23 protein-coding genes are annotated in these 21,945 nt (G+C 64.8%); 10 read left to right on the forward strand and 13 right to left on the reverse strand.

The features are described from left to right. Nucleotides 1-2 precede the first annotated feature (2 nt). Nucleotides 3-959, reverse strand: a complete 957-nt coding sequence (locus ACIGEP_RS01340) for a CBASS oligonucleotide cyclase (protein ID WP_396659833.1) — start codon at nt 957-959, stop codon at nt 3-5. 379 nt (nt 960-1,338) lie between these two features. Here ACIGEP_RS01340 and ACIGEP_RS01345 point away from each other — a divergent pair, with 379 nt between their 5' ends. Both ACIGEP_RS01345 and ACIGEP_RS01350 read left to right on the forward strand, forming a co-directional pair. Then, nucleotides 1,339-1,902 (forward strand): hypothetical protein, encoded by a 564-nt coding sequence (locus tag ACIGEP_RS01345; RefSeq protein ID WP_396659834.1) that lies wholly within the window; start codon nt 1,339-1,341, stop codon nt 1,900-1,902. A gap of 12 nt (nt 1,903-1,914) precedes the next feature. After that, nucleotides 1,915-2,304 (forward strand): hypothetical protein, encoded by a 390-nt coding sequence (locus ACIGEP_RS01350; protein ID WP_396659835.1) that lies wholly within the window; start codon nt 1,915-1,917, stop codon nt 2,302-2,304. Nucleotides 2,305-2,323: 19 nt separating this feature from the next. On the opposite strand, the gene ACIGEP_RS01355 is transcribed toward ACIGEP_RS01350, so the two are convergent. The 5 genes from ACIGEP_RS01355 to ACIGEP_RS01375 all read right to left on the reverse strand — a co-directional run bounded on the left by ACIGEP_RS01355 (nt 2,324) and on the right by ACIGEP_RS01375 (nt 8,231). Further along, complete coding sequence (locus ACIGEP_RS01355) at nt 2,324-2,983, reverse strand: hypothetical protein (protein ID WP_396659836.1); 660 nt, start codon at nt 2,981-2,983, stop codon at nt 2,324-2,326. Between the two features lie 57 nt (nt 2,984-3,040). Continuing rightward, nucleotides 3,041-3,406 (reverse strand): hypothetical protein, encoded by a 366-nt coding sequence (locus tag ACIGEP_RS01360; RefSeq protein WP_396659837.1) that lies wholly within the window; start codon nt 3,404-3,406, stop codon nt 3,041-3,043. Continuing rightward, nucleotides 3,393-3,749, reverse strand: coding sequence for a hypothetical protein (locus tag ACIGEP_RS01365; protein WP_396659838.1), 357 nt, complete (start codon nt 3,747-3,749; stop codon nt 3,393-3,395). Before ACIGEP_RS01365 ends, ACIGEP_RS01360 begins: the two co-directional genes overlap by 14 nt. Nucleotides 3,750-4,012: 263 nt before the next feature. Beyond that, a complete protein-coding gene (gene mobF, locus ACIGEP_RS01370) occupies nt 4,013-7,531 on the reverse strand; it encodes a MobF family relaxase (RefSeq protein WP_396659839.1) in 3,519 nt (1,172 codons plus the stop codon). A gap of 157 nt (nt 7,532-7,688) precedes the next feature. Continuing rightward, complete coding sequence (locus ACIGEP_RS01375; RefSeq protein ID WP_396660990.1) at nt 7,689-8,231, reverse strand: helix-turn-helix transcriptional regulator; 543 nt, start codon at nt 8,229-8,231, stop codon at nt 7,689-7,691. Between the two features lie 646 nt (nt 8,232-8,877). Between ACIGEP_RS01375 and ACIGEP_RS01380 the strand changes: the two genes are divergently transcribed. Continuing rightward, the gene (locus ACIGEP_RS01380) at nt 8,878-9,189 is read left to right on the forward strand and encodes a hypothetical protein (protein WP_396659840.1); all 312 of its coding nucleotides are present in this window, start codon (nt 8,878-8,880) and stop codon (nt 9,187-9,189) included. Nucleotides 9,190-9,288: 99 nt separating this feature from the next. On the opposite strand, the gene ACIGEP_RS01385 is transcribed toward ACIGEP_RS01380, so the two are convergent. Together ACIGEP_RS01385 and ACIGEP_RS01390 are read right to left on the reverse strand one after the other, a co-directional pair. Then, nucleotides 9,289-10,482: a sensor histidine kinase gene (locus ACIGEP_RS01385; RefSeq protein WP_396659841.1), complete on the reverse strand. Its 1,194-nt coding sequence runs from the start codon at nt 10,480-10,482 to the stop codon at nt 9,289-9,291. Next, nucleotides 10,479-11,147 carry a response regulator transcription factor gene (locus ACIGEP_RS01390; protein ID WP_396659842.1) on the reverse strand — a complete coding sequence of 223 codons (669 nt, stop codon included), beginning with the start codon at nt 11,145-11,147 and terminating at the stop codon, nt 10,479-10,481. Before ACIGEP_RS01390 ends, ACIGEP_RS01385 begins: the two co-directional genes overlap by 4 nt. Before the next feature lie 190 nt (nt 11,148-11,337). On the opposite strand from ACIGEP_RS01390, the gene ACIGEP_RS01395 reads away from it, so the two are divergent. Genes ACIGEP_RS01395 through ACIGEP_RS01420 form a run of 6 tightly spaced genes read left to right on the forward strand, consistent with a single transcriptional unit; the run spans nt 11,338 to nt 16,091 of the window. Then, nucleotides 11,338-11,982: a hypothetical protein gene (locus ACIGEP_RS01395; RefSeq protein ID WP_396659844.1), complete on the forward strand. Its 645-nt coding sequence runs from the start codon at nt 11,338-11,340 to the stop codon at nt 11,980-11,982. Between the two features lie 20 nt (nt 11,983-12,002). Next, the gene (locus ACIGEP_RS01400; RefSeq protein WP_396659846.1) at nt 12,003-12,419 is read left to right on the forward strand and encodes a hypothetical protein; all 417 of its coding nucleotides are present in this window, start codon (nt 12,003-12,005) and stop codon (nt 12,417-12,419) included. Beyond that, the gene (locus ACIGEP_RS01405; protein WP_396659847.1) at nt 12,416-13,477 is read left to right on the forward strand and encodes a peptidoglycan-binding protein; all 1,062 of its coding nucleotides are present in this window, start codon (nt 12,416-12,418) and stop codon (nt 13,475-13,477) included. The genes ACIGEP_RS01400 and ACIGEP_RS01405 overlap by 4 nt, the downstream gene beginning before the upstream one ends. Beyond that, entirely contained in the window at nt 13,474-14,127 is a 654-nt protein-coding gene (locus ACIGEP_RS01410) for an ATP-binding cassette domain-containing protein (protein WP_396659848.1), read from the forward strand. The genes ACIGEP_RS01405 and ACIGEP_RS01410 overlap by 4 nt, the downstream gene beginning before the upstream one ends. Next, nucleotides 14,124-15,188 carry a hypothetical protein gene (locus ACIGEP_RS01415; protein ID WP_396659849.1) on the forward strand — a complete coding sequence of 355 codons (1,065 nt, stop codon included), beginning with the start codon at nt 14,124-14,126 and terminating at the stop codon, nt 15,186-15,188. Before ACIGEP_RS01410 ends, ACIGEP_RS01415 begins: the two co-directional genes overlap by 4 nt. A 30-nt stretch (nt 15,189-15,218) precedes the next feature. Continuing rightward, nucleotides 15,219-16,091 carry an AfsA-related hotdog domain-containing protein gene (locus tag ACIGEP_RS01420; RefSeq protein WP_396659851.1) on the forward strand — a complete coding sequence of 291 codons (873 nt, stop codon included), beginning with the start codon at nt 15,219-15,221 and terminating at the stop codon, nt 16,089-16,091. Nucleotides 16,092-16,111: 20 nt separating this feature from the next. Here the strand turns inward: ACIGEP_RS01420 and ACIGEP_RS01425 are convergent, their stop codons facing one another. Continuing rightward, nucleotides 16,112-17,026 carry an NAD-dependent epimerase/dehydratase family protein gene (locus ACIGEP_RS01425; RefSeq protein ID WP_396659852.1) on the reverse strand — a complete coding sequence of 305 codons (915 nt, stop codon included), beginning with the start codon at nt 17,024-17,026 and terminating at the stop codon, nt 16,112-16,114. Between the two features lie 170 nt (nt 17,027-17,196). Here ACIGEP_RS01425 and ACIGEP_RS01430 point away from each other — a divergent pair, with 170 nt between their 5' ends. Beyond that, complete coding sequence (locus ACIGEP_RS01430; RefSeq protein ID WP_396659853.1) at nt 17,197-17,871, forward strand: ScbR family autoregulator-binding transcription factor; 675 nt, start codon at nt 17,197-17,199, stop codon at nt 17,869-17,871. Between the two features lie 293 nt (nt 17,872-18,164). Here the strand turns inward: ACIGEP_RS01430 and ACIGEP_RS01435 are convergent, their stop codons facing one another. Genes ACIGEP_RS01435 through ACIGEP_RS01450 form a run of 4 tightly spaced genes read right to left on the reverse strand, consistent with a single transcriptional unit; the run spans nt 18,165 to nt 21,632 of the window. Next, a complete protein-coding gene (locus tag ACIGEP_RS01435; protein ID WP_396659854.1) occupies nt 18,165-18,737 on the reverse strand; it encodes a dCTP deaminase domain-containing protein in 573 nt (190 codons plus the stop codon). Further along, nucleotides 18,734-19,264, reverse strand: a complete 531-nt coding sequence (locus ACIGEP_RS01440) for a dCTP deaminase domain-containing protein (RefSeq protein WP_396659855.1) — start codon at nt 19,262-19,264, stop codon at nt 18,734-18,736. The genes ACIGEP_RS01435 and ACIGEP_RS01440 overlap by 4 nt, the downstream gene beginning before the upstream one ends. Next, nucleotides 19,261-19,842: a hypothetical protein gene (locus ACIGEP_RS01445; protein ID WP_396659856.1), complete on the reverse strand. Its 582-nt coding sequence runs from the start codon at nt 19,840-19,842 to the stop codon at nt 19,261-19,263. The genes ACIGEP_RS01440 and ACIGEP_RS01445 overlap by 4 nt, the downstream gene beginning before the upstream one ends. Further along, nucleotides 19,839-21,632 (reverse strand): hypothetical protein, encoded by a 1,794-nt coding sequence (locus tag ACIGEP_RS01450; RefSeq protein ID WP_396659857.1) that lies wholly within the window; start codon nt 21,630-21,632, stop codon nt 19,839-19,841. The genes ACIGEP_RS01445 and ACIGEP_RS01450 overlap by 4 nt, the downstream gene beginning before the upstream one ends. Nucleotides 21,633-21,945 lie beyond the last annotated feature (313 nt).

Below are 21,945 nucleotides of genomic sequence, written 5' to 3' on the forward strand. Positions count from 1 at the left end.
GCCTACCCCTTAAATCTGGTCCCGAGGACAACTTGCCAACACGCGACAGCCTCACCCTTCGTTGTGGCGTAGTTCGCTTCGGTGATGGCATCAAGCGCCTGTTCTGCCGCTGCCACAATTCGCGCCCGCTCATCCTCTGTGTACCGGAACGCCACGTTGTTGTCGGGATTCACAGGGTCGAAAACCTCGATAACTGCTCCCGTCTGCGCGGGCAAGTCCGAGGCCGGATAGTAATCGGTGAAGGCGACCCGTTCACGGAGTTCGGTGTCTACGATGAAGGCAAAGACACGCGCCAACGCCTCCGGATAGTCGGCCATGTCAACGCCCTCATCGGCGAGCTTCGAAACTATCAGCTCCGCCATGAACGACTTGAACCGGAAGTCACTGTCGAGTTTCTTCTGCACTCGCACCCACCACTTCACAAACCGCACCACCTGCGCGAAATGATCCGGTATGGCCTTCTTCCTCGCCCGAATGAACGCCAGGTGCCGGGTGACACTGGTCTTGAGGCGGTCACCCGTATCCTTCGCGATCAGGAACCCGACATCGTCAGCGTCGCCCTCGTACAGCACGGGGACAACATCGACGGAAAGACCGGACGCGAAGGTGATCGTCGGGCAATGCACACCCTCCTGGACCTGATCCGGGTTGATCGTCTGCCCGTACGCGTCTCGGAGTCGCTGCGCCATCCACGACACCAAGCCCGTCTCGGGCGCGTCGTCCGAGCGGACGTACACCACAACGTCCATATCATTCGTCGTCGCCAGCGCCGTCCCCTTCGCGACGCTTCCCGCATGCAGCATCTTCACCAACGAGAAACCAGGGTTCTCCGCGATGTGCTTCTCCAACCGTGTGCGGAGAAAATTGACCCGGTCACGCCCTGCCTGAGCTTCCTCAGGGGCAAGATTCACAACCTTCACCGCGAACGCCGCGAGGTCCTCCACCGTGATGATCGTCATGCCACTCCCATTCAGACGCAACTACCGGTAACCAACTCTAGGCCGACCCTCCGACACAGGCGGCTCGCGCAGCACGCTGCCCGAGCCCCTTTCCGGCTCCGCGGTCCACATCGAGATGATGAGCAGCCGACGAATTGAGCGGCTCCCTGTTGGCACCGACCACGTCATCGACGCGCTAGCCCAGTCCGCCGAAGCAACCGAACGCGATCGGGCGGGCCGAGGGATCGAAATCGCCGCCGCCCGGCTAGCCCTTGAGCGCCGTAAGCGGCTAGGACTCGTGAGCTTCGCCCGTCGGACGCGGACTCACCCGACCGGTCTTGCTGATCGGAATGCTGATCGGTTCCGCTAAGTGTCGAGCGGTGCTGGTTCTGCAGTCGCTATGTTGTCCGATATGGGGGAACTAAGCGAGCAGGAACGGCAGACGCTTCAAACCGCCGTTGCTCGGCGTTTGGGGGCGCGGCGGGACGCGGCGGAGCTCGTTCCGGCGTATCTGGTGGCAGCGCAGCGCCATGCGTTCTCGCGCACGGTGCAGGCAGGGCCAGTTCCGACGAGTCTGACGGTCGAGCGTTCTGGGATGCTGTTGGAGATCAGTCGGGAGCTCGGTCGGGTCATCGATGATGTCGAGATCGAGGCGTTGTTCCGTGTCTCCCGATCGCAGGCGCGGACTATGCGGACGACGCTGCTCGCAAGTTACAGCGACATCACCGATGACCTTACGGTCGACTGGGCGTTGAAGGACGCACGTCGCGGCGCACGGAAGACGGTGGGCGATGTCAATGGCACGTTGATTCGTTTCTCGTCCGAGCAGAAGCTCGACGCGTTCTTGTCGCAGATGGAACGGTCCGGTATCGGTACCGAGCTCGTCTATGACGACAAGAGATCCCCGTGGGCAGTCGTCGTCTCGGACGCTTTGCCGCGAGACCGGTTGCCGAAGAGCAGGTAGGCGAGGGCGACCGTGGAAGCAGAGAAAGATCTGCTGCTGGTACTGGGTGGACCCGCTGGTGTGAGCCTGCTCGTGCTGTTCGGCTTCTCGTGGGGCGTCCTCAAGAGCGAGGACCGCTCGCCCGTGTGGGCATGGCTGATGATCGCTGCAGGTGGCCTTTCGGTCGTGCTGTGCGTGACGTTCCTCGCCTTGTCGTCCGGAAGGGTGTTCGCTTCGTGGAGGGCGCCGGGCACGGTGGAGCCGGTCCTCGTGCTGCTGAGTATGGCCTGGTTTGTTGCGATCGCAGCGCTCGTAGCCGTGCTGGTGTCAGTCAAGCGAGCCTGTCGTCATCTCGTCGAGTGCTATCACCCAGACGACACGCCGTTCATGGTGCGATGGTTGCGTCGCTGGGTCGAACACTGAGGGCATCCCCGTAGCCGCGTCACAGGTATCCGCGATGCTCAAGGATCCGGTTGAGTGCGATGGTGGCCGCAGCACGACACGGAACCGGAGGCGCAAGGGGAAGGATCCTGCGTGCGTGGTCGTCGGTACCGAAGAACTGCGCGAGCATCGCGACGAGGTCGACGGCCACGATCTGCACGTCGATCCCCTCGTACCCGCCCTCGGTGTCGATGATGGCACCCATCCGGCCTGCCACGTAGGGCTGGCTGGCTTGACGATCCGTGCCGGACCGGTGTCGCAACCGTGGACGCGGAAGATTCCCGGCGCGGGTGAGCCGTCCAGCACGCGCGGCGGCGTGGCGGGTCTTCACCTCGAACGCGACCAGACGGTCGCCGACAATAGCGACGACGTCAAGGTCTTGCCGCCCCTCTGCGCGTTCGAGACCGGCGTCGCCGAGCGCGACGATCGTCGCGCCCATCTCTTCCTCGAGGAGCACCGCGACCGTCTCCTCCCCCAAAGCGCCGATCTGTGCGTCGGTGGCGCCGGCGAGGGTCGCATCGAGAAGATCCGTGCCAGCGAGCGCGGCATGGTCGAAGCGGTTGCGGAAAACATCGGAGGCCACCATCTGGGATGTAAGCACGATGAGTTGCACGAACGCAGGGACCGCTGATTCATCAATGTAGGTGGCGTGAACGGCCATCGTCGCGCCCGGGGTGTTCGCGGCGAGGTTTTCGAGCGCTCGGTACCGTCTTCCCTCTCATGACCAGCCACGGTTGAGCGCGCGGTCCTGGACATACAGGTTCGGGCCGAACGTCCCTCCCGCCGTATAGGGGATGAAGTGTCCTCGGTCCTGCCGTCGCCCGGCCGGGCGATCTGGGAGCGGGTACCCGCGTTGATACGTCACATCTCGTGCCACGTCCGGTGTCTCGGTCTTACGCATCGCCATCACGGTGCGATCGCGGCGAGAGGACGCGTCGAATAAGAACGTCGCGCCGTGATGGTCGAACACGGTCAGCTCCACGTCCGGGACGTGCGTCCAGCACGCGTCTGCGGCCTTATCGAGGAGCGTCTCAGGAGACGTTCCCGGGGCCACGTTCAATACATCGGAGTCAGTGATGTCCATCACGCTCGACCCATTCCTTGCGGCGGACGCCCGGGAGAGTATGGCGCGCCGTCGGCACGTGAACATCGCGGCAGCGGAAGCTCTGTGAACTCGATGCCGAACACGTCCCCGTGCCACGGTAGTTGGTCACTGCCGAGCTCGTGGAGTACACCGTGACCATAGAAGACGACTTTGCTGGCACCCGCACCAACGGCCGGCGACGGAAGAAGGTCGCTGTCTTCGAAGCCAATAGGCTCAGCTCCCGGCGGGGACCAAAATATTGGGCGCCGAGAAGCATCAGCGGGATGCCCCGCTCCAGCCCGTCACGGCGACGGATCTTGTCGAAGAGGATGTTGGTCGGCACCGGCCGACGAAGGGATACGCGGGTGCGTGTGCTCGCGACCCACAGGTTGTCGAGGGGCAAGGTCTCGGCCTCATATTCACTCTGTCGACGACATCGATGTGGCTGGTCCTGTGTAGGTGAGTGCCGAAATGCCTTCGGGCGGTCTGCTCCGCCCCGTCAGGTCAGGCGCGGGGTGTAGTTGCTCCCACTACGCGCAATTATACGCCGAGGCGCTAATCGCGTGTCCGGCAATAAACTCGTGCAGTTGGGTCGCCCGGCCGAGGTCACGCTCGTGTGGGGACGTTCCGTCTCGTGCTCCGAGCTGCCTGGGCTGCATTGTCGGACGCTTCTTGCACTGTGGTCAGGACTGCGCGGGTGCGTTCGTAGTCGAGCCGCTGCGCATCGTCGTCCGGCATCGGGCCGAGGGCGCTGCTGGCGGTGACGCCCCACCGGTCCCGGTACGCGACGATGGCGCGAACCGCCGACACACGCCTCTCCTGCTCCGCCGTGCTCAGGCTACGCATCCACGCCACCGGTTGTTCGAGCGCTGCCTTGGTGAGGGCGTCCACGCGCGCCGCCATGAGGTCCTCGCGTTCGGCCAGCGCCTGCCGCATGGCGGGGTCGGTGATCAGTGTCGCGCGTGGCACGAGACCCGCGATGAGGCCGGTCGGGCGGGGGCGGGATGGTGGGTAGAGGGTGGTGATCTTTTGGATCCGGTACCGGAGCAGGGATCCGAGGTCGTCGACGTCGTCGAGATTCCCCGCGCTGATGACGCGCGGGAGGAGGTCGTCGATGTCGTGCCCGTCGGCTTCGAGGCGCCGCAGCTCCGTGGTGAGGATCCCGAACGAGTCGGTCTCGGCAAGCTCGTCGATCGTCTCTGTGGTGAGGCCCGCCCGTTCCAGTAGAGTGACCCATCGGTCCTGTTGGGCTTCCTGCGCGATGGTGTCGTACTCGGCGGCGAGTTGCGCGAGCGATCCCCACACGTTCCGCTCCGAGCTCGTGGTCTCGTGCGCAGACAGCTCCGCACCGGGGTGCTGGAGGATCCCGTAGAGGATGCTGCGGGCCGTCATCGCGAGGTCACCACGATGTTGGTGCTGTTCGAGGTGATGCTCGTCGGTGGCAACGTAGACGCGGTTGGATTCGCGGCCGCGGGTCATCGCGACGTAGAGGGATTCGCGGGTCATCTCCGGTGAGTGCACGATCGCGTGCGCGGTATCGACTGTGGAGCCTTGGGCGCGGTGAGCGGTGACCGCGTAGGCGAGCTCCACGTTCTCCGCCACGTAGGCGGCGGGCAGGGTGATCGTGGTGCGCCACTTCGACCGGGCCCGGCGCAGCGTGAGGGATCCGTCGTCGTTCGCTCGGGCGACTTCCCACCGGTCGCCGTTCTTCACCCAGGAGCGGCCGAGGGTGAGCTTGCGGTCGTTCTTTCTCGTGATCACCAGGTCCCCGCGGGAGGCTTCGTTGCCGTCGTGGAGGCGGACACCGTCGAGCGCGACCTGGCCGGCGGCGATCCGGTCCGTGCGGGCCCGAGTGTTGAGGGCGGAAACGGTGTCGAGGGTCTCTGCGATCAGCACCGACGTCTTCCCCGTCGCCTGATCGGACCGCCAAGCCTGGTAGGCCTGTTCGAGGATCTCCTCGTGCCCGCCGGGCGTGACGCGGTCGTGGCCGATGTAGGTGTCGATGACGTCGGTGTCGCCGATCCGCAGACCGAGGGAGGTGTGCTTCTCCCAGTCGTTGCGGAACCGGCGTACATCCGTCAGCTCGGGGGCGTCGCCGCGTTCGCGCACGAGCATCCCAAACGCCCCGCCAGCATCCACCGCGGCCAGCTGTGCCCAGTCACCGACCAGCAGCACCTTCGCCCCGACCTCCCGCGCATGGGACGCGATGGCATCGAGGGCGAGCGTGCCAGCAAGGGACGCTTCGTCGATGATGACGAGCTGCCCGGGCTCCAGGCCCCAGGCACCGTGGCGGTGCTCGAAGAGCCACTTCGCCGTGTTCTCCGTCGAGATCCCCAGATCCCCAGCGAGCACCTCCGCTGCGGCAGCGGAGGGGGCCAGTCCGATCAAGGACTGCGGTCCGTGGCGTTTCTCCCATGCGGTGCGGAGGGCGCGCATGGTGGTGGTCTTGCCGGTGCCGGCGGGGCCGACGAGGACGTCGAGGGTGCGGGCGGAGAGACAGATCTTCGCGATCGCCTGCTCCTGATCCGTTGACAGTGTGTGACCGTCTCGGTTCTTCGTGCGCGCGGCGTGCTCGATCCATCTCAACGGCACGGTCGGCGCTTGCCGGTTTTCGGCGGCGTCGAGGAGTCTGTCTTCGGCGGCGAGGACCCGCTCGGACGAGTACACGGTGGCGTCCTTGCGGCGGAACATGCTCGTCCCATCGGTCCGCTGGAACAGCGGTGGGCTGGACGCGAGGTCCGGCGGTGTCAAGCGCAACGACACGGCCTCCGCAGCATCCACGATGTGACGTGTGACGACATCACGGTCGGCGGCGGTGGCGAAGCGGATGTCCATGGTCTGGCGGACGGCCTCGGCGTGCAGGTTCCACCGCTTCCACGTCGCACGCCGGTTCCCCACCCGCGCGATGACAACCTCCGCGATCTGATGGACATCCTCGAGCGGGATGTCATCCGCTCGCAGCAATGGATCCGCCTTAGACCCGGCGACGACCGCAGCTGCCCATGTCGTCGCGTCCTCGCCGAGAATGCGGGTGGCGCGTTCGCGCCACCGGACGGTCAGCTCACTCAACGAGTGCCGCTGCTTCGGCGGGCGCGTCTCCAACGTCGCTCGCTGCCGGAACTGCCACAACAGCTTCTGAGACGGCTGACGACCATGCTTCTCCATGTACTCGGCGACCAGCCCATCTTTCACTTGCTCGATGTTGCGGGTGCGAGAGGAGAACTCGTCCATCAACTCCTGCGACACTTCCGCGATCTCCCACGCCGTCGAGCGCCCCTGGCCGCGCTCTCGCGCCTCCCACCCGACGCCAAGAGCCCAGGTGAGGTGGTCGGAGAGGACGGCGTTGTAATGCTCCGATAGGCCCGTCAGCGCGGCGTGCAGGGCGCGTGAGTCCAGCGTCCGCCACTTCCCATCGCTCACAGCCTGAACACGGTTGGCGATCACCATGTGGGTGTGTAGCTGCGGATCCGACGACCTCGAGTCGTAGTGGTCGTACTGGGCAGCGATCACGCCACGAACCGGCACCTGGGCGACCGCACCACGGGGTCCTTTCGCGCCGATCCGCGTTGCGGCGACGTCACGCTCGAGAACGGTGAGGACGTCCTGGATCGCTGCATGATGCGCCGCGGCGATGAACGCCTGCGCGCCGCCGTCGGCAACAGCCCATAGGGTTGACACGGATTTCGAGGCGGAGAACGTGAGATCGAACCCTGCAACCGGTGCGCCCGTCAGCTTCCTGGACTCTTCTGCTCCAATTAGCGCGACTTGCGCCTCGTGCTCGTTGGCGGGGAGACCTTTGGGAAGCGCGTCGACGCGACGCTTCACACGCTCGGCCTCCGTCTCGAACTTTCGGTAGGGGCGGCCAAGTTGCTCCGCAGTAGTCGGGTCCTGCCCATAGCCCATCAGCCGCCGCAGCTGTTCCTCGGCCACCGGGGATCCCGCGGCGATGCTACCGGCGAGACCGGTGACGCCGGCACCGACCCAACTGCCTGGCGGCGTACCGGCCTCGCTGTAGTACCGCGTCAGCTCGGACGCCGCATCGCGGTCTCCGTCGCCCATGACGACGCTGTTCAGCAGATATCGGTACCCCGCGCCCGCCGTCAGCACCCGAATCGACACAGTCACACCGGTCAGGTAGGGATACAACCTATAGCCCGCCGTGCGCCGAGCCTCACCGCAGCTGACGGCTGGCAAGACTAGGCAGGCGCAGCTGGGTAATGAGTGCCAAGATTCGGCTGAATTGCCGTAGGAGTGCGCAACTGCGACGATGCAGGTCGCGGGCTCATACATCGTCCATCGTGCCATAAGAGTGGTTGCTAACGAACCGGCGTGGACTAATGCCGTAGCGAGCAGTGAATGCGCGGCTTGCGTGGTTCGGGCTCGCCCATCCTGCTCGACTGGCCGCTTCGCCGACAGAGAGACGCTCCGCCAGGAGCAGGTCAGCCATGCGATCGGTACGCAGCTGCCGCAGGTACGCCGCCGGCGTGATCCCGAGGTCAGAACGAAAAAGACGAGTGAGCTGCGACGGCGACAACGACACTCTTCCAGCGAGATCTGTCACGCTCCATGAATGCGCCAGATCCTCCCGAAGCGCATGTGCGGCGAGCGTAACCTCGCGTCGCGGAAAGACGTGACGGGGCGCTGCCAGGGCACTGGGCGCCCCCACGACGCGGGCAACATCCGCAAGCAGGTTCGCCAACGTCACCCATGTGGCAAATTCGCCTCCCTGGACCGTGCTCCACGCAGCGAGCGTATACAATGTGCCGCGGACAGATTGCGCGCCAGCTGCGCCCAGCGCCAGACCGCCGGTGTTGCTCCGACGCATAGCCGCACGAAGATGTGGTCCCAGTGGATGTGAGCTGGGCAGCCACCGCAATCCGGAGGCAACGAACGCTGTGTGTAGGTAGATGGTGACCGTATCCGTGAACGGCAACGGAACATTCCACACAGACGAACATGCAGGCAGCACGACCACTGTGCCCTCGCTCGCAGTGACGGAGGAACTTTCGGTGCAGATGCGCCCCCACCCCGACGTCACGAAGACGATCGCGACAGCATCGGCGCTGACCGCGCAGGACGGATCGGTAAAGGACTGCACTTTGACCGCCACAGGGGACGACTCGATACCGAAAAGCTGACGCTCCGACAGATGCAGGGGCGCTGAGTTGTGCGACCCCGTCCCCGCGTTCGGTCGGTCCTTGATGCAATCCGCCTCAAGGGGATCAGCGCAAGAGGCCACTGCTGCATGGCTCCTCGCCGCTCGTAGAGCTGCACCGTTCCCATCTCGCTTCGCCCGTCAACCGACTCCCACCCCCTACCGGTCGGTGCGCCGAATCTGTTGCGCCTTCATGTCCAAATAATACAGTTGCCTCTGTTTTTTCCATGGATTTGCGAGTAGCTTGCGGAGCAGGCGGACAGACAGCCCTCGCCGCGAGGGAGCGGAACCGTCACAAGAGAATCGGAGAACAGAGATGTCAACCATCGATAAGCACCGACGCGGGCTGAAGGCGCGCCTGATGACGGCTGCGGCCGCGACCGCAGTGGTCGCCGGCCTGGGCGCGTTCGCTGCGGCGCCCGCTCAGGCGGCGGGTACCTACACCCTCCACGCCGCGAGCGACTACTCGCGGGCAACGACCTCGACCAACAACGGCTGGGAGGGCCGGTCGTACGCCCAGCACGGGTCGGTCTCGTCACTGTCCGCGTGGTACAACGTCAGCTCGTACGCCTTCGCGGACTCGGGCACATCGAGCAGCTACGCGGCGCAGGTCTGGTTCCGCGACTGAGGCTCCCCGTCGGCGCGGTCCTCATTGAGGCTTGCGCCCGACCCTGGACGGGGCCATGGCGTTGTCGCTCTGAATGTCACGGCCCCGTTCTCGCTCCGCTCATAGTTGCGGGATTGCCAGGCTCACCGTCAGGCCGCTCCTGGAACCGGGCACAACGAGAAGGGCACCTTCGTGCGCATTTGCAATGCTCTCGACGATGGACAGCCCAAGCCCCGTCCCCGGTGTTCCGCTTTTGCGAGTGGACACTCCGCGGTTGAACGGCTGGCGGAGCTCGTCAGCCTCGTCCGCGGTGTAGGCCGGTCCAGTGTTCTCGATGGTAAGCGTTGCGTGCTTCCCATCCGAGGCCACCGCGATGGACATGCTTCCGTCGTCGTGGTTGTGCTGAACGGCGTTGTTTAGCAGGTTCTGGACAGCGATGACTAGGGAGGCGCGATGCCCCCGGACGATTGCGGCGCCATGTGGCACCTCGATCTTGACTGCGATGCGGCGAGCGCAGATCTGGTCCGCGAGCGCCTCTAGCGTCTCTGAGACGAGTAGCCCAAGGTCGACGTCGATCACGTCCCCGGCGCCCAGTCGGCGGGCGCGCGCAAGCAGGAGAAGCGCCGTGATGAGTTCTTCCATGCGCTGGTTGGCGCGCAGCGCGCGGCGCATGTAGGGCTCGAGTTCTTCGGGAACGCGGCCTTGCGTTAGCGGGGCTTCGAGTGCTGCCCGGGTGGCGGTGATGGGCGTTCGGAGTTCGTGGGATGCGTTGGCGATGAAGCGCTCCTGACTGGCGAATGCTTCCTCGAGGCGGCCCAGCATCGTGTCGATCTGGTCGCCGAGGTCGGTGATCTCGTCGCGCGGGCCTTGGAGGTCGAGACGATGCGAGAGGTCATGCTCGGATATGTCGCCTGCGAGCGCGGAGATTCCGGCGATCTTCCGCGCAGGGCTGCGAGTCAGCATCCAGGCCAGTAGGGCAGCCAGGATTGCGAAGGCGGCGAGGAGAGCTACGGACCATCCGAGGTAGCGTCCCATGACGTCTTCGGCGAGCGCCTGACCGTAGTTGAGCATCGGGTCGGTGGCACCGCCGTTGCCGCAGGTGAGGTCGGAGGGAGCGGTCGCGCAATCGCCTACCGTTCCGGAGGTGTCCACTGCTGCGCCGTTGGTGCCAAAGGTGATGACTGATTGGAAGCTCTGGAACAGGATGAGGAATTGGATGCCGACGAGCACGATTCCGAGCAGGACAAAGGTTCCGGCGATGGAGAGGGCGAGTCTGCCGCGGAATCCCCACGGACTCCTAGTGGTAGCGTTCACGTTGCTTCCTCGACGCGGTAGCCGCGTCCTGCGATGTGGGTGATGGTGATCGTGGGGCTGACCTTTTTCCGTAGCGAGTGGATGACGACGCGGACGGCGCCGTGTGTGCGTTCGAATGGCTCGTCCCATGCTGCCGCGAGCAGTCGTTCCGTGGGGAGGCTCTCTCCGTCGGCACGCAGCAAGGTCTCGAGCACATCGAACTCCTTCCGGGTGAGAGTGACGGGCAGCCCGTTGATGTAGAGCGAACGTTGTGCAGTGTGCAGTCGGGCCTCGCCGTGGCTGACCACAAGACCGGACGGCATTTCGCTGCGTCGGGTCAAGGACCGTAACCGTGCCACGAGCTCCGGGTATGCGAAGGGCTTGGCGAGATAATCGTCGGCACCGAGATCGAGCCCCGCGACGCGGTCGTCGAGGCCGCCTGCTGCAGTCAGCATCAGGATCCGTGTCGGTGTGCGTTGGGCTACCAGCGCACGACAGATCGCATCACCGCTCATGCCGGGCAGGTCTCGGTCGAGGACGACGACGTCGTAGTGAGTCGAGTCGACAAGCGGCAGGACGTGGGTCCCGTCGGCGACGGCATCAACGTGGAATCCGTCGATACGCAGAGAGTCCTGCAGCGTCTCGGACAGGTCGGCATCGTCTTCGACCACGAGCAGTCGAGCCATCTTCACTTCCCTTCCGTCGTCCAGCGGGCCAGTGGTGCTGCCAGTCAAGCATCGCGTCCTTTGCGTTAGCCGCCCGTTAGGCGCGACCTCGCGCGGCCCTAATTCGCACCCTCGTAGACCTAGTTCTGCCAGCCATTCCGATTGGATCTTCGCCATCGGACACGGCCGGACCCGAGAGAGAGGACAGACCGTGAGAGCAGCCACCGTTCGTTCGGCAGGCATCGCGACGTCGATGCTTCTGCTGGGCACACTCGTGCTGGCCGCGTGCGCCAGCACCGCCCCAGAAACAGCACCACCCACCGCCCAGGAGAGGCTCGCGGGCAGTCTCACCGAGCTGTTCGAGCAACAGCTCCAGAATCCGAATCTGTCCGAGTTCGAACGTGACGTCTTCGAGCGCGCGATCGACTCGGGCGAGATCCCGCAATCCGACTACGACGAGGCGTTCAACCGGTACGAACAGTGCGTCTCCGACCTGGGCTATGAAGACACCTGGACGAAGCAACCGAACGGCGTGTACCGGATCACGCCGCCCCCTCTGGAGGGGCAAGACGCTGTCGACGAGTACGGCGAGCAGACCGCCGACTGCGCTGACGGCACCACGATGCGCATCGAGGCGATGTTCATCCAGCAGCAGAGCAATCCGGATCTGAACGCCGACCAGCGAGTTGTGGCAATCCAGTGCCTTCTGGAGGCCGGGTTCGTTGACGCCTCCTACACGACGGACGACTTCGACGCGGATCTCGAATCCGGGTTCCAGGATGCGACCTTCGACGTCACCTCGACCGAGGCCAACACCTGCCTGTTCAACGCTGGCTACGCCGTCGCCGTCCAATAAATGCGAGATCGGAGAAGTTCATGAAGAAGTGTTTCCTTGCCGGGCCCATCCTGCTCGCGGCGATCCTGCTCGCCGGTTGCGCCCCTGGCACAATCGGCTCCGAGGAGCCGGACGACTCCTCCGCGCCTCCGACGACGTCGGCTAGCCCGGGCCATCATGGCGGGGAAGATAGCGGCGGGTCAAACACCCCACCCGATCCGGGCGCATCCGTCTCCGCGGACGAAGCGACCGTCGAGTATGTCGACTGCCTTAATGAGCACGGCTTGAACGCGGTCATCGGCCCGGACGGCACCGCGCAGTATGCCGTCACCGAAGAAGACCTCGGCGAGGACGGACAACCGGTCGTGCCCGGCGACGACGCGGAGCAGGCGGGGACCGAGGCCCTGTGCCAGGACACTGTTCCGAGCTACACGCCGCCGGACTACAACGAGCGGTGAGCACGCAGATGGCCTCTCGCGCGCACCCGCGGATCACTGGCTCACTCGCGATCCTCGCCGTCCTCGCAGCCATCGGGGCCGGCGCGATCGGGGCGACGATCCTCACGCCGGAACAGCCTCCGACCGATCTGCGGCCCGGTGCGGAACTGACCTCCGCCCCGGTCCAGCAGCAACAGTTCGATGACCAGCGAACCGTGCCGATCGCCCTCGCGATCACCGAAGCGACGCCCCTGGTCTCCAACGTGAACGGTACGGTGACCGCTCTGCGCGCAGCCGCGGGACAGGAACTCGCCTCAGGGTCGAGCCCGCTCGATGTTGATGAGGTGCCGATTCTCGCCCTGCACACCACGGTCCCGCTGTACCGGGATCTGAGCATCGGCAGCCGGGGCGCGGACGTCGCTTCGCTCCAGGATGAGCTCGCGCGCCTCGGCTACGACATCGAGAGCGATGGCTACTACGGTTGGGTGACCGGTGCCGCCGTGAAGGATCTCAAGACCCGAGCGGGTGCGGTCAGACCAGACGGCAACCTGCCACTTGCACAGGCCGTCTGGCTTCCCGCACAGATGGTGACGCCTGACACATGGCCGGCGCTGCTCGGGTCGACGGCCGCGGCGGGCACCGGCTACGGAACTGTGCCTGGCCGGCTCACCGCCGTCGCCGCAACGTTACCGGGCACCCTCGCTCCCGGTGCCCGGTCGCTGACGTTGTGGGGGCAGACCGCGCCCCTTGAGGACGGTCGGGCTGTTGATGACGGTTTCCTTGAGGCTGTCATGCAGACCCGCGACTACGCCGCGGCGGCCGCCGCGGCCGACCCGGCCAGCCTGACCGCAACGATCGCTCTCACCGAGCCGGTGGAGACGCTCAAAGTGCCGCCCACCGCACTGTTCGGCATCGAGGATGACCGCGCCTGCCTGCAGTCCGGGGAGGAGGTCTTCCCCGTCACGGTGGTCGGCTCCGCCCTCGGGGCAAGTCTGGTGACCGTCGACGAGTACGCCGACAGGGTGGCCCCGACGGAAGTGGCGCTCGGCGGCGCGATCACGGCGGAGACCTGCCGATGAGCGGTCCACAGGCGCCGACGGGTCGGATTATCCGAGCGGACGGCCTTGCGCACCGGTTCGCCGGAACCGCCACGCTGTTTCAAGGACTGTCGTTCGTGCTCTCGCCCGGAGACGTCCTCGGCGTGTGTGGCCCCTCGGGCTGCGGCAAGTCCACGCTGTTGTCGATCCTCGCCGGATGGGAACGCCCCGCGGTCGGGACGTTGACGATGACCGGCATCGAACGCACAGGCTGCGTTTTCCAGAACCCGTACGGTGTGCCGCGGCGTAGCGCGATCGACCATGTGGCCTTTCCACTGCTGACGAAGGGCCTGAGCCGTCGCACGGCCGAAGCCCGGGCGCGAGAAACGATGGCATTGTTCGGGCTCACCGATGTCGAAGACCGGCCGTTCCGGGCCTTGTCAGGGGGTGAAGCGCAACGACTCATGCTTGCCCGCGCGGTCACCAGCGCCCCGGACCTGCTGCTCGTCGATGAACCGACCGCCCAGCTGGATATCCGTACTGCCCACACCGTCAACGCGACGCTCGGAGGTATCGCCGCCAGCGGCGCGATCGTCGTCATCGCCACCCACGACCCCGACACACGTGCGGCATGCACACGCGTGATCGACATGCCCGACTACGCGCCCGCCACGGAAGCAGTCGCATCGTGAGGACGTCGACGATTCTCAGTGAGGCCTGGCGAAACCTGGCGAGTGGGACGACCCGGGCGCTCTTGTTTGCGGGTTTGTTCGCCGGCCTCGTCGGAACACTCGCTCTCGCCGACACTCTGACCATCTCCACACTCCAGACCAGAGCCGAGCAGTTCCGCGAGAGCGGGGCAGCGATCCGCACGCTGGTCGCCGAGGGCCATATCGACGCGGACAGCTGCGACGCGTTGACCGCTGCCTCGCCCGTCAGTGCCGCCGGCGCCCTGGCGGCCGGGCGGCCCGTCACGTTCTCGGTGATGCCCGGAAGCAGCGTCCCCAGCTTCGATGTCACTCCCGGCTTCGCCGACGTGATTGCACTCGATTCCAGACAGCCAGCGGGCGTCTGGATCTCGGAGCCACTCTCCGACTCACTCAAGGCATCCCCCGGGACCATTCTCGCCACGACGGCCGGCCCTCTTACCATCGCCGGCACATTTCCCTGGCCCGACGACGGCAGGGACAGCCGGCTCGGCTATGCGGTGCTCATCCCCACGCGTTCAGAGATTGCGCTCGACGAGTGTTGGGCGACGATCTGGCCGACCTCGCAGGCCGCCGACAATCAGCTCCGTGCGGCAGCGACGGTCGACGTCGCCTCTACGACTCCGCTAAACCTCTCTCAGGTCAACAAGAATCACGGCACGACGTTCGACGGCAACGCCGAGTACCTCGCCCGGCTGACTCGCGGGGTGCCGCTGCTCGGGGCGCTCACCGCCCTGCTGCTCGGCTATACCGCGAGCCGCGTCCGTCGCCTTGAGTACGCCGGAGCCCTGCACGCCGGGGCGACCAAAGCCAGCACCTTGGCGACCGCGCTCGTCGAGACATTCGTCTGGGCCGTCACGGGGGCGCTCGTAGCCGCGGCAGTGCTCGCCGTGGTTGCCCGACAGGACCCGGGAAGCTTCGCGCCGGTCTTCCTCACCAGCGCCAAGGTCGCCCTCATCGGGGTGAGCTCCTCGCTCATCGGCGCAGCCATCGCCGTGACGAGCATCCGAGAGCGCCATCTCTTCCGCTTCTTCAAAGACCGGTAGTCCCCGCCACGACCACAGTGAGGCCAGACCTTGATCAAGACGTATCCGTTGCCACGCGATGCCCATCGCGGGCGCCGCGACGATGAGCCAACGCTCCTGCCGCTGCAGAGCCTCGTGCACAAGCGCGTCGCTGACGAGGTGCTGCTCGCTTGGGCCTCGCCCCGATCCGGGGGCGCCTGGGCCTTCGGCATCGATCTTCCGCACCGGCACAGCTCCAACGCACGCGGCCGCGCAACCGTGCCCCTGATCAGCGGGCTGGAGATCGTGCGGCAGCTCGGTCTCGCAATCGGGCACCTCCACGCGAACGTTCCCATCGATTGGGCCTACACGCTGCAGAAGGCGAGGTTCCAGTGGCTCTCGGAGCCGTGCGGGTTTGATCTCGACGAGCGCTTCAGGCCCACGGCGATCGTCACGGTCGAGGACGTCGTCTTGCGGAGGGGCCAGGTCTCAGGCCTCGTGGCGCGAACCGATCTATCGCTGCACGGAGAAGCGATAGCCGTCGGGTCCGGGGAACTGAAGTGCTTCACCCCCGAGACATATCGCCTGCTGAGACGAAGGCTGGTACGGCAACCTGCTGTCCCTAAGGAGGCGACCACTGCGGATCTTCGAGATGTGAACATCGGCGTGAGCGAGGTCAACGCGCGGTTGGGCTGGCCCAGCCACGACCGCTTCCTGTTTGACCATGCCACCGATCACATCCCCGGGATGCTCCTCGCGCGAGGTGCCGTCGCTGCGCACACCGAACTCGCCGCCGGCGAGCCCGACGCCTCGATCGCCGTGGAGTGCTACCGGTTCGCCGAGCTCGACGATGAAGTTCAGGTGCACGCGCAAGAGCTCAGAGGTCACGTCGTCACCGAGATGCAGCAAGGCCCGCACATAGTCGCCCGTGTCCGCACCGCATAGCCACGGTCGCGCTACGGCGACTATGAGAGAAACCGGGCGTACCAGCCGCGTTCCTCCGGAGTAAGCGACAGCTCCGGCTCGCCAGGCAGCAGTGCACTGAGCTCGGTGCTGTCGTACCAGTGGTCGATGGAAATCAGCGCGAGCTGATGATCCGTGAACCCCAGGGCGCTCGCCCGGCGTGCGACCTGATCCGCAGGAATCGCCTCGGTCGGCACACTCGATCCGTTGCCCTGGGTCAGCAGTTCGACGAGGCCCGCAACCGTGATCGGACGCGGATGAACCGCGTGGATAACTTGGCCGTCGACACTGTCGAAGCCAGCGGCCAGCGCTGCCAGCGCCACGCCGAGAGACCTCGCGGGGATGACGGAGAGGCGCGACCTCCCACCACCTGGCAGACCGCCGAGCGCGCTCGCGCCACGCAGGAGCGCGGGGCCGAACCAGCGATCCCCGATCCCGAGCGCAGGCGCGGCTCGCACGACTTTGCCGCCAGCTTCCAGCACCAGCTGCTCGGCGGCCGCTCGAGCGGCGCTGATCGGCGACTCAGGATGCAGAGACAGCTCGCCCTCCACGGCACCCCGATGAGGACCGGTGCCGTACACGGAAGTGGTGCTGACGAACACCAGCCTGACGTTCGGGCGATTGGAGAGAGCTCGGAGGAGATTCCGCGTAGCTTCGACATTGGTTGCCTGGACCAAGTCGGGGTCGCTGCCGGTATAGGACACTGCGTGGACAACCACGTCAGCATCGGCAAGCGCGCTGGTGACGCCGTCGCGCTCGAGCACGTCGGCAACGCGCAGATCAACGCCACGCGGAAGAACACCTCCCGATACCGAGTTCCGAAGACCAGCAGAGACATCGACGTCGCCACGAGCGACGAGCGCGGCAACAGTATGAGATCCGATAAACCCGCCTGCCCCAAGCACCAACACACGCATGTCGCTCCTCCGCTCGAAACAGAGACAACTGTATGGTGTGGCGACCATCAGATGCGAGCCGCATGGTGGTTCCTTCTCCCGGCAAGCAGTCAACGATGATTCGGATCAGAGCCGGGGTGCCCGAGCCGAGATACTGAATCTGCACGCAGCGAATGGAACGGATGCAACGGATGACACCACGAAGGTCTAAGCCACCGCAGGACCGGGCGGTTGCCACGCGCACGGCAATCATCAAGGGCGCGGCGAAGGCGTTCGCCCAACACGGCTATGCCACGGCAACCCTCGCCCAGATCGCTCGCGAGACCACGGTCACAAACGGGGCATTCTACTTCCATTTCCCCACCCGTGAAGCAGTCGCTCTCGCAGTGATCGACAACTACCAGCAGATCATCGAACAGCTCGTCGGCGAAGCAACAAACGCCAACGACCACGCTATGGAGGTGCTTTTCGCGGTGTCCGCATCGTTTGCGAAGCGGATGCGATCCGACCCTATTGTTCAGGCAGGGATCGTGCTGACCACTGAACGTACCGGCCTGCCGCGAGCTGTCAACGCTCCCTACAAGACATGGATCGAGAGCGTGGAACTCGCGCTGCGCAAGGCGAGCGAGGAGGGGGATCTTCGCGCTGATCTACCGATACACGACGTCGCTGCTCACATGGTCGCCACGTTCACCGGAGTCCAGATGGTCTCCGCAGGACTGACTAATCGACGGGACCTTGCCGCACGTCTACGCCGAAGCTGGGCGTTCCTCCTGCCCTCCATCACCCCGGCGGATCGCTTAGCAAGCCTCCTCAGCTCTCTCGAACGCTCGTTCCCGCCGCCAGCGGGGGCAGCCTCATCGTGACGTGAACGGCCCAGCAGATCGCACGGAGCTGACGCACAGAGCGAGCATCGATCGCGTCGGGGAGTATCGCGCCCAGCACCGGGGCGGCCTGTGACATCTGATCGAATAGATCCCGTTCGGCTGGCGCCGTGACGTGAACTTGAATAACGAGTTCCTCGACCATCACCTACCGCACTCGGCAGGTTCTCGCTGCACTCCGGACTCCCGAGTTCGTCAAAGCTGGCTGCCGCGGTCCGGATCGAGTCGCCTTCTACTGTGCGTGTCGACTCAGTAAGCCAGTCATCAGGCCGAGGCTATTGGCCCGCTCCGCCCGTTCCCACTTCTAGGCGACCAGCAGCGGCAGCGGGGGGCGCGTTATCTCTATATGACTCAGAGGGGCGCGGCTCCATCGAACCCTGGTACTTCCCCTGGTAGAGCACTCGCTGCCCAGTCGGCTCCCAGAACGTCACCTGTCCAATCAGCATGCCTGGATAGATTCGAAGGGGCTGGATCGCATGGAGCTGCAGAGTCCACCGATTGACAGAGCCAAGGTCGATGAGGTCAGCGGTCATGTTGATAAACAGCCCGAGTCGTGCCAGCGAAGACTTCCCTCTGATGATGGGCACATAGTGCTCACTCCCCATGACCTCGAGCGTGGCTCCGAGGTAGACCCGGTCGGGTCGTAGGACAAGTCCTGACTTGGGAAACGGCACGCGCCGGGCTGGGTTGGCAATCGCCGTGTCCAGTTCGACGTGATCATAGGTGATGAGGTGGTCCAACAGGTGGAAGTCGTAGCTGTTGGGATTCACGCGATCCTCAGTGAACGGATCGATGTGAATTCTCCCAGCGTGGACCTGCGCGGCGATCTCTGGTCCTGTCAGGATCATGCCGGCCGACCTGTAGTGACGAGTCCGCCGAGATTCGGCGTCGGTACGGAAAAGTCACTGTAGCGGCCGACATACCGCAGCACCGACCCTCGAGACTCCCAGAAGCTGACCTGTCCTATCCGCATTCCCCTATAGATGCGCAGCGGTTGAACCGCATGGAGTTCAAGAGTCCAACGATGTACGGCGCCAACATGACCGAGGTCAGCGGTGACTTGCAGGAAGAGTCCCAGACGACCCAACGACGAACGACCGATCAGCGACGTGACATACTCCGAACTCCCTATGGTCTCCAACGTGCTGGCCAGGTACAACCTGCCCGCCCGCAGGGTGAATCCCTCCTCCGGGATCTCGAACTCTTTCCATGTCGGCGAGCGTGCAGCATCGAAGACTTCGTCGCGCGACACGAGCAAAGTGTCGCCTAGCCGATAGTTGTAACTGTTCGGGTTGACCGACGCAGGGTCAAAGGGATCGATCGTGATCGTGCCGTCAGCGACGCAGCGGGTGATCTGGGGACCTGTGAGGATCACACCAACACACTGTTCCAGAAAGCGCGGACGCTCGCAGTCAAATCGTCCAGAGAACCACCGTTGTCGAGCCTGGCCATGAACTCGAGTGACTCAAGACCCAGCTCATTCGGATCGTCCGGAGCCCCTAGTGTCATGTCGCCGCGAAGCAAGCGGCGTTGGACGGCGGTATCGCGCGGAACGCCGACCTCCACGAAAGCGAACCCCAGCTCACGCATGAAGGACGCGTCTGGCGGTCTCATGTCATCGCAGATCACGGCGTGCCGACCCGGCTGAGAGTCGAGCAGTTGCCCGATGCCGACCAGACGAGTTCTCGCATGGTCAGCCAAAACGTTGGGATTGATGCGCCGCATCTCGACGCCGAGCAGATTGAGCAGCCGACCATCCTGAAGCCCGGTGTCGGCAAGGGGGCGACCTGAGAGCCGGTAAATCTCGCCCTGCGCGTGATACAAGGGATCCGCGAGGCGCAAGTGGTGAACGACGAGGTCGAGTTCACCGGCGAGGTGCTCCGAGATTCGTCTGACAGTCGATTTGCCTGCGCCGGGCGGGCCGCACAATGCGATGCGCGTGATCTGACTCATCCTGCGTGCTGAACTGCGTCAGCATCGATGCGTGTGAGCGCCGCTTCGATGGCCTGGGAAACGGAGGGGAAGTCGAGGGCAGTTAGTGGTGAGCCGACGAAGGGCGGCTCATCGGGAAAGCCAAGGAGCCCCCAGGGCATCAAATCCAGATTGCGATAGGACGTCGTGGACAGAGCGACAAGCGGGTAGGGGCCATTCTCCCTGCGCCCCCTGACCTCCGCCATCTCCTTCGCGATGTTGCCAGTGGTCTGCTCGGTGATCCGTTTCTGGTACGCAGGTGAGACGACCATGATGCATGCATCTGTCTCGCGCGGCGCGCGCTCACTATTGTTGCCGGGAGTTCCTCCGACGCCCTGGTAGGCGCCCGCAATCAAGTAGTAGCGGCGTTTTCGTCGGTACAGCTCGCCAACAAGCGCGGAGACGAGGAGGTGATCATCCGTGCAGAAGGAGATGAAGATCGCAGGACCGGTGAACTCGGGCGTGTCGCGAGTATCAGTGTGTGCGATCCCGCCACCGGCGATGAGGCCAGCCCGGATGCCGGCGCCAAGCCAACCGGCAGCGAGTGCGTCCCGGTAATCCTTCGGCTGGCGGAAACGTGCCGGCTCGAAGACAAGTACGTCTCCGCGGATCGGCAGTTGCGCACGTGTATCCGCAACGACGCCGGAGTAGGGGCCATTGAGTGTCTCAAGATCGACGGGTGCACTGTTCGGGTCGAGGCGCACGCGGACACGGCGCTGGTCGGGGTAGCTCTTGGCCTCGAAGATCTCGCCGAAGACCCGGACCGGCAAGGGTACCGATTTCCCGTCCGGGGCAGGGTTCGAGGTTGTGAGCCATCGTTCGCTGTAGTTATTGTTCGTACCGGAGAGGACCTCCAGTGCCTTCTGTGCGCGGTCGCCGAGCTGCTTCTTCAGGTTTGGATCGTTCGCCTTGGCGATGGATCTGTCGACCTCTACGTCATCGAGCTCAAGAAACCGCGAGTAGCTCACTTCCCGAGCCTCGGTGCCCAGCACACCGCTTCGGATTTCGTTGCTGGGCGAAGTGAGGACGTCGCTCAGCAACTCGCGCAAGAGCATGACACGGAAGCGGTTTGGCGCCGAGTAGTAGACCGTCGAGTACAGATGCGCGCGGAGCGCGAGCAGGCTTGCGATCGGTGCTGGGTCGGAGCAAACGGGACCTTCGGCATCGAAGTCCAGCAAGCTGTCCACAATCGCTCGGACATCGACGTGTCCTTGGCCAACGTGGTGCGCGTCTCGCCGGACGTAGTCGATTCGGTCGGCGTCTACGACGCCGTCGAGCAGGTGCATTGCGGGATGCAAGGCCGGGCGCCGAGACTTCCAGTAGCGGCCGGTCATGAGGTAGGCGAGAACCTCGATGTCGAGATCGTCAAGTATGCTCTGAAGCTCATCTAGGCAAGCCAGAAGGAAGACAGCCTCGCTCGGCCAGTCTGCAGCATTCTCCCCCGTGAGCTCACGAACGCTCTTGAGAACCTCCTCGTTTGGCCGCAGTAACGACCCCGTGGCGATTCCGTAGGGCAGCTCGCCGCAGTCCTGAAGCAGTGCCGCGACCAGGAGATGCTGTTCGGCGCTCTCGCGCGATCTCACGTCTTCACGGAGTTCCTCGGCCACGGCATTCAGATACATCTTCTCGCCTGGCTTCGCGAGGATCGTCCGGGTGACATGCATCGTCCCGACCGCATGAGAGAACCGGCTGTGATCGGCACCCGTGTACTCCAACGAGGCGAACCCCAGCTGCTTGATTCGCCTCAGCCGCTGTATGGGGGCAGAGACCACCAACCGCTTGATGATCTGTGTGCCCGGAGTGACATCATCCAGGTCGATCTGCCCGTGGACAGAGCATCGCACTACAGAGAGGAGAGCATGCGACTCACGATTCGATGGCATCGTTCCCTCGGCTTCTGCAGGCTCCTCGGCGCGACGAGCGTGTCAATTTATCCTCACTGTATCGCTCGACCGGTATGTGTCTCCGAAGCGGTCGCGTGTTCCTGGTTAGGTACTCGCGGAGCCGACTCTTCTGACGCGAAGACAGCGAGTCATGGCTGCATTATGATCCTCGTTGTCGCGGTTGCGAACTCGTTGGTCATGG

This window comes from Microbacterium sp. NPDC077663 (assembly GCF_044542795.1).
Lineage (GTDB): Bacteria > Actinomycetota > Actinomycetes > Actinomycetales > Microbacteriaceae > Microbacterium.

What these genes read in the sequence shown, in the direction of transcription:
- ACIGEP_RS01435 (WP_396659854.1), bottom strand. Translation starts at nt 18,737, where the DNA reads ATGATCCTGACAGGACCAGAGATCGCCGCGCAGGTCCACGCTGGGAGA.
- ACIGEP_RS01380 (WP_396659840.1), top strand. Translation starts at nt 8,878, where the DNA reads ATGTCAACCATCGATAAGCACCGACGCGGGCTGAAGGCGCGCCTGATG.
- ACIGEP_RS01345 (WP_396659834.1), top strand. Translation starts at nt 1,339, where the DNA reads ATGTTGTCCGATATGGGGGAACTAAGCGAGCAGGAACGGCAGACGCTT.
- ACIGEP_RS01425 (WP_396659852.1), bottom strand. Translation starts at nt 17,026, where the DNA reads ATGCGTGTGTTGGTGCTTGGGGCAGGCGGGTTTATCGGATCTCATACT.
- ACIGEP_RS01445 (WP_396659856.1), bottom strand. Translation starts at nt 19,842, where the DNA reads ATGAGTCAGATCACGCGCATCGCATTGTGCGGCCCGCCCGGCGCAGGC.
- ACIGEP_RS01360 (WP_396659837.1), bottom strand. Translation starts at nt 3,406, where the DNA reads ATGGACATCACTGACTCCGATGTATTGAACGTGGCCCCGGGAACGTCT.
- ACIGEP_RS01355 (WP_396659836.1), bottom strand. Translation starts at nt 2,983, where the DNA reads ATGGCCGTTCACGCCACCTACATTGATGAATCAGCGGTCCCTGCGTTC.
- ACIGEP_RS01430 (WP_396659853.1), top strand. Translation starts at nt 17,197, where the DNA reads ATGACACCACGAAGGTCTAAGCCACCGCAGGACCGGGCGGTTGCCACG.
- ACIGEP_RS01375 (WP_396660990.1), bottom strand. Translation starts at nt 8,231, where the DNA reads ATGCGTCGGAGCAACACCGGCGGTCTGGCGCTGGGCGCAGCTGGCGCG.
- ACIGEP_RS01340 (WP_396659833.1), bottom strand. Translation starts at nt 959, where the DNA reads ATGACGATCATCACGGTGGAGGACCTCGCGGCGTTCGCGGTGAAGGTT.
- ACIGEP_RS01400 (WP_396659846.1), top strand. Translation starts at nt 12,003, where the DNA reads ATGAAGAAGTGTTTCCTTGCCGGGCCCATCCTGCTCGCGGCGATCCTG.
- ACIGEP_RS01410 (WP_396659848.1), top strand. Translation starts at nt 13,474, where the DNA reads ATGAGCGGTCCACAGGCGCCGACGGGTCGGATTATCCGAGCGGACGGC.
- ACIGEP_RS01390 (WP_396659842.1), bottom strand. Translation starts at nt 11,147, where the DNA reads ATGGCTCGACTGCTCGTGGTCGAAGACGATGCCGACCTGTCCGAGACG.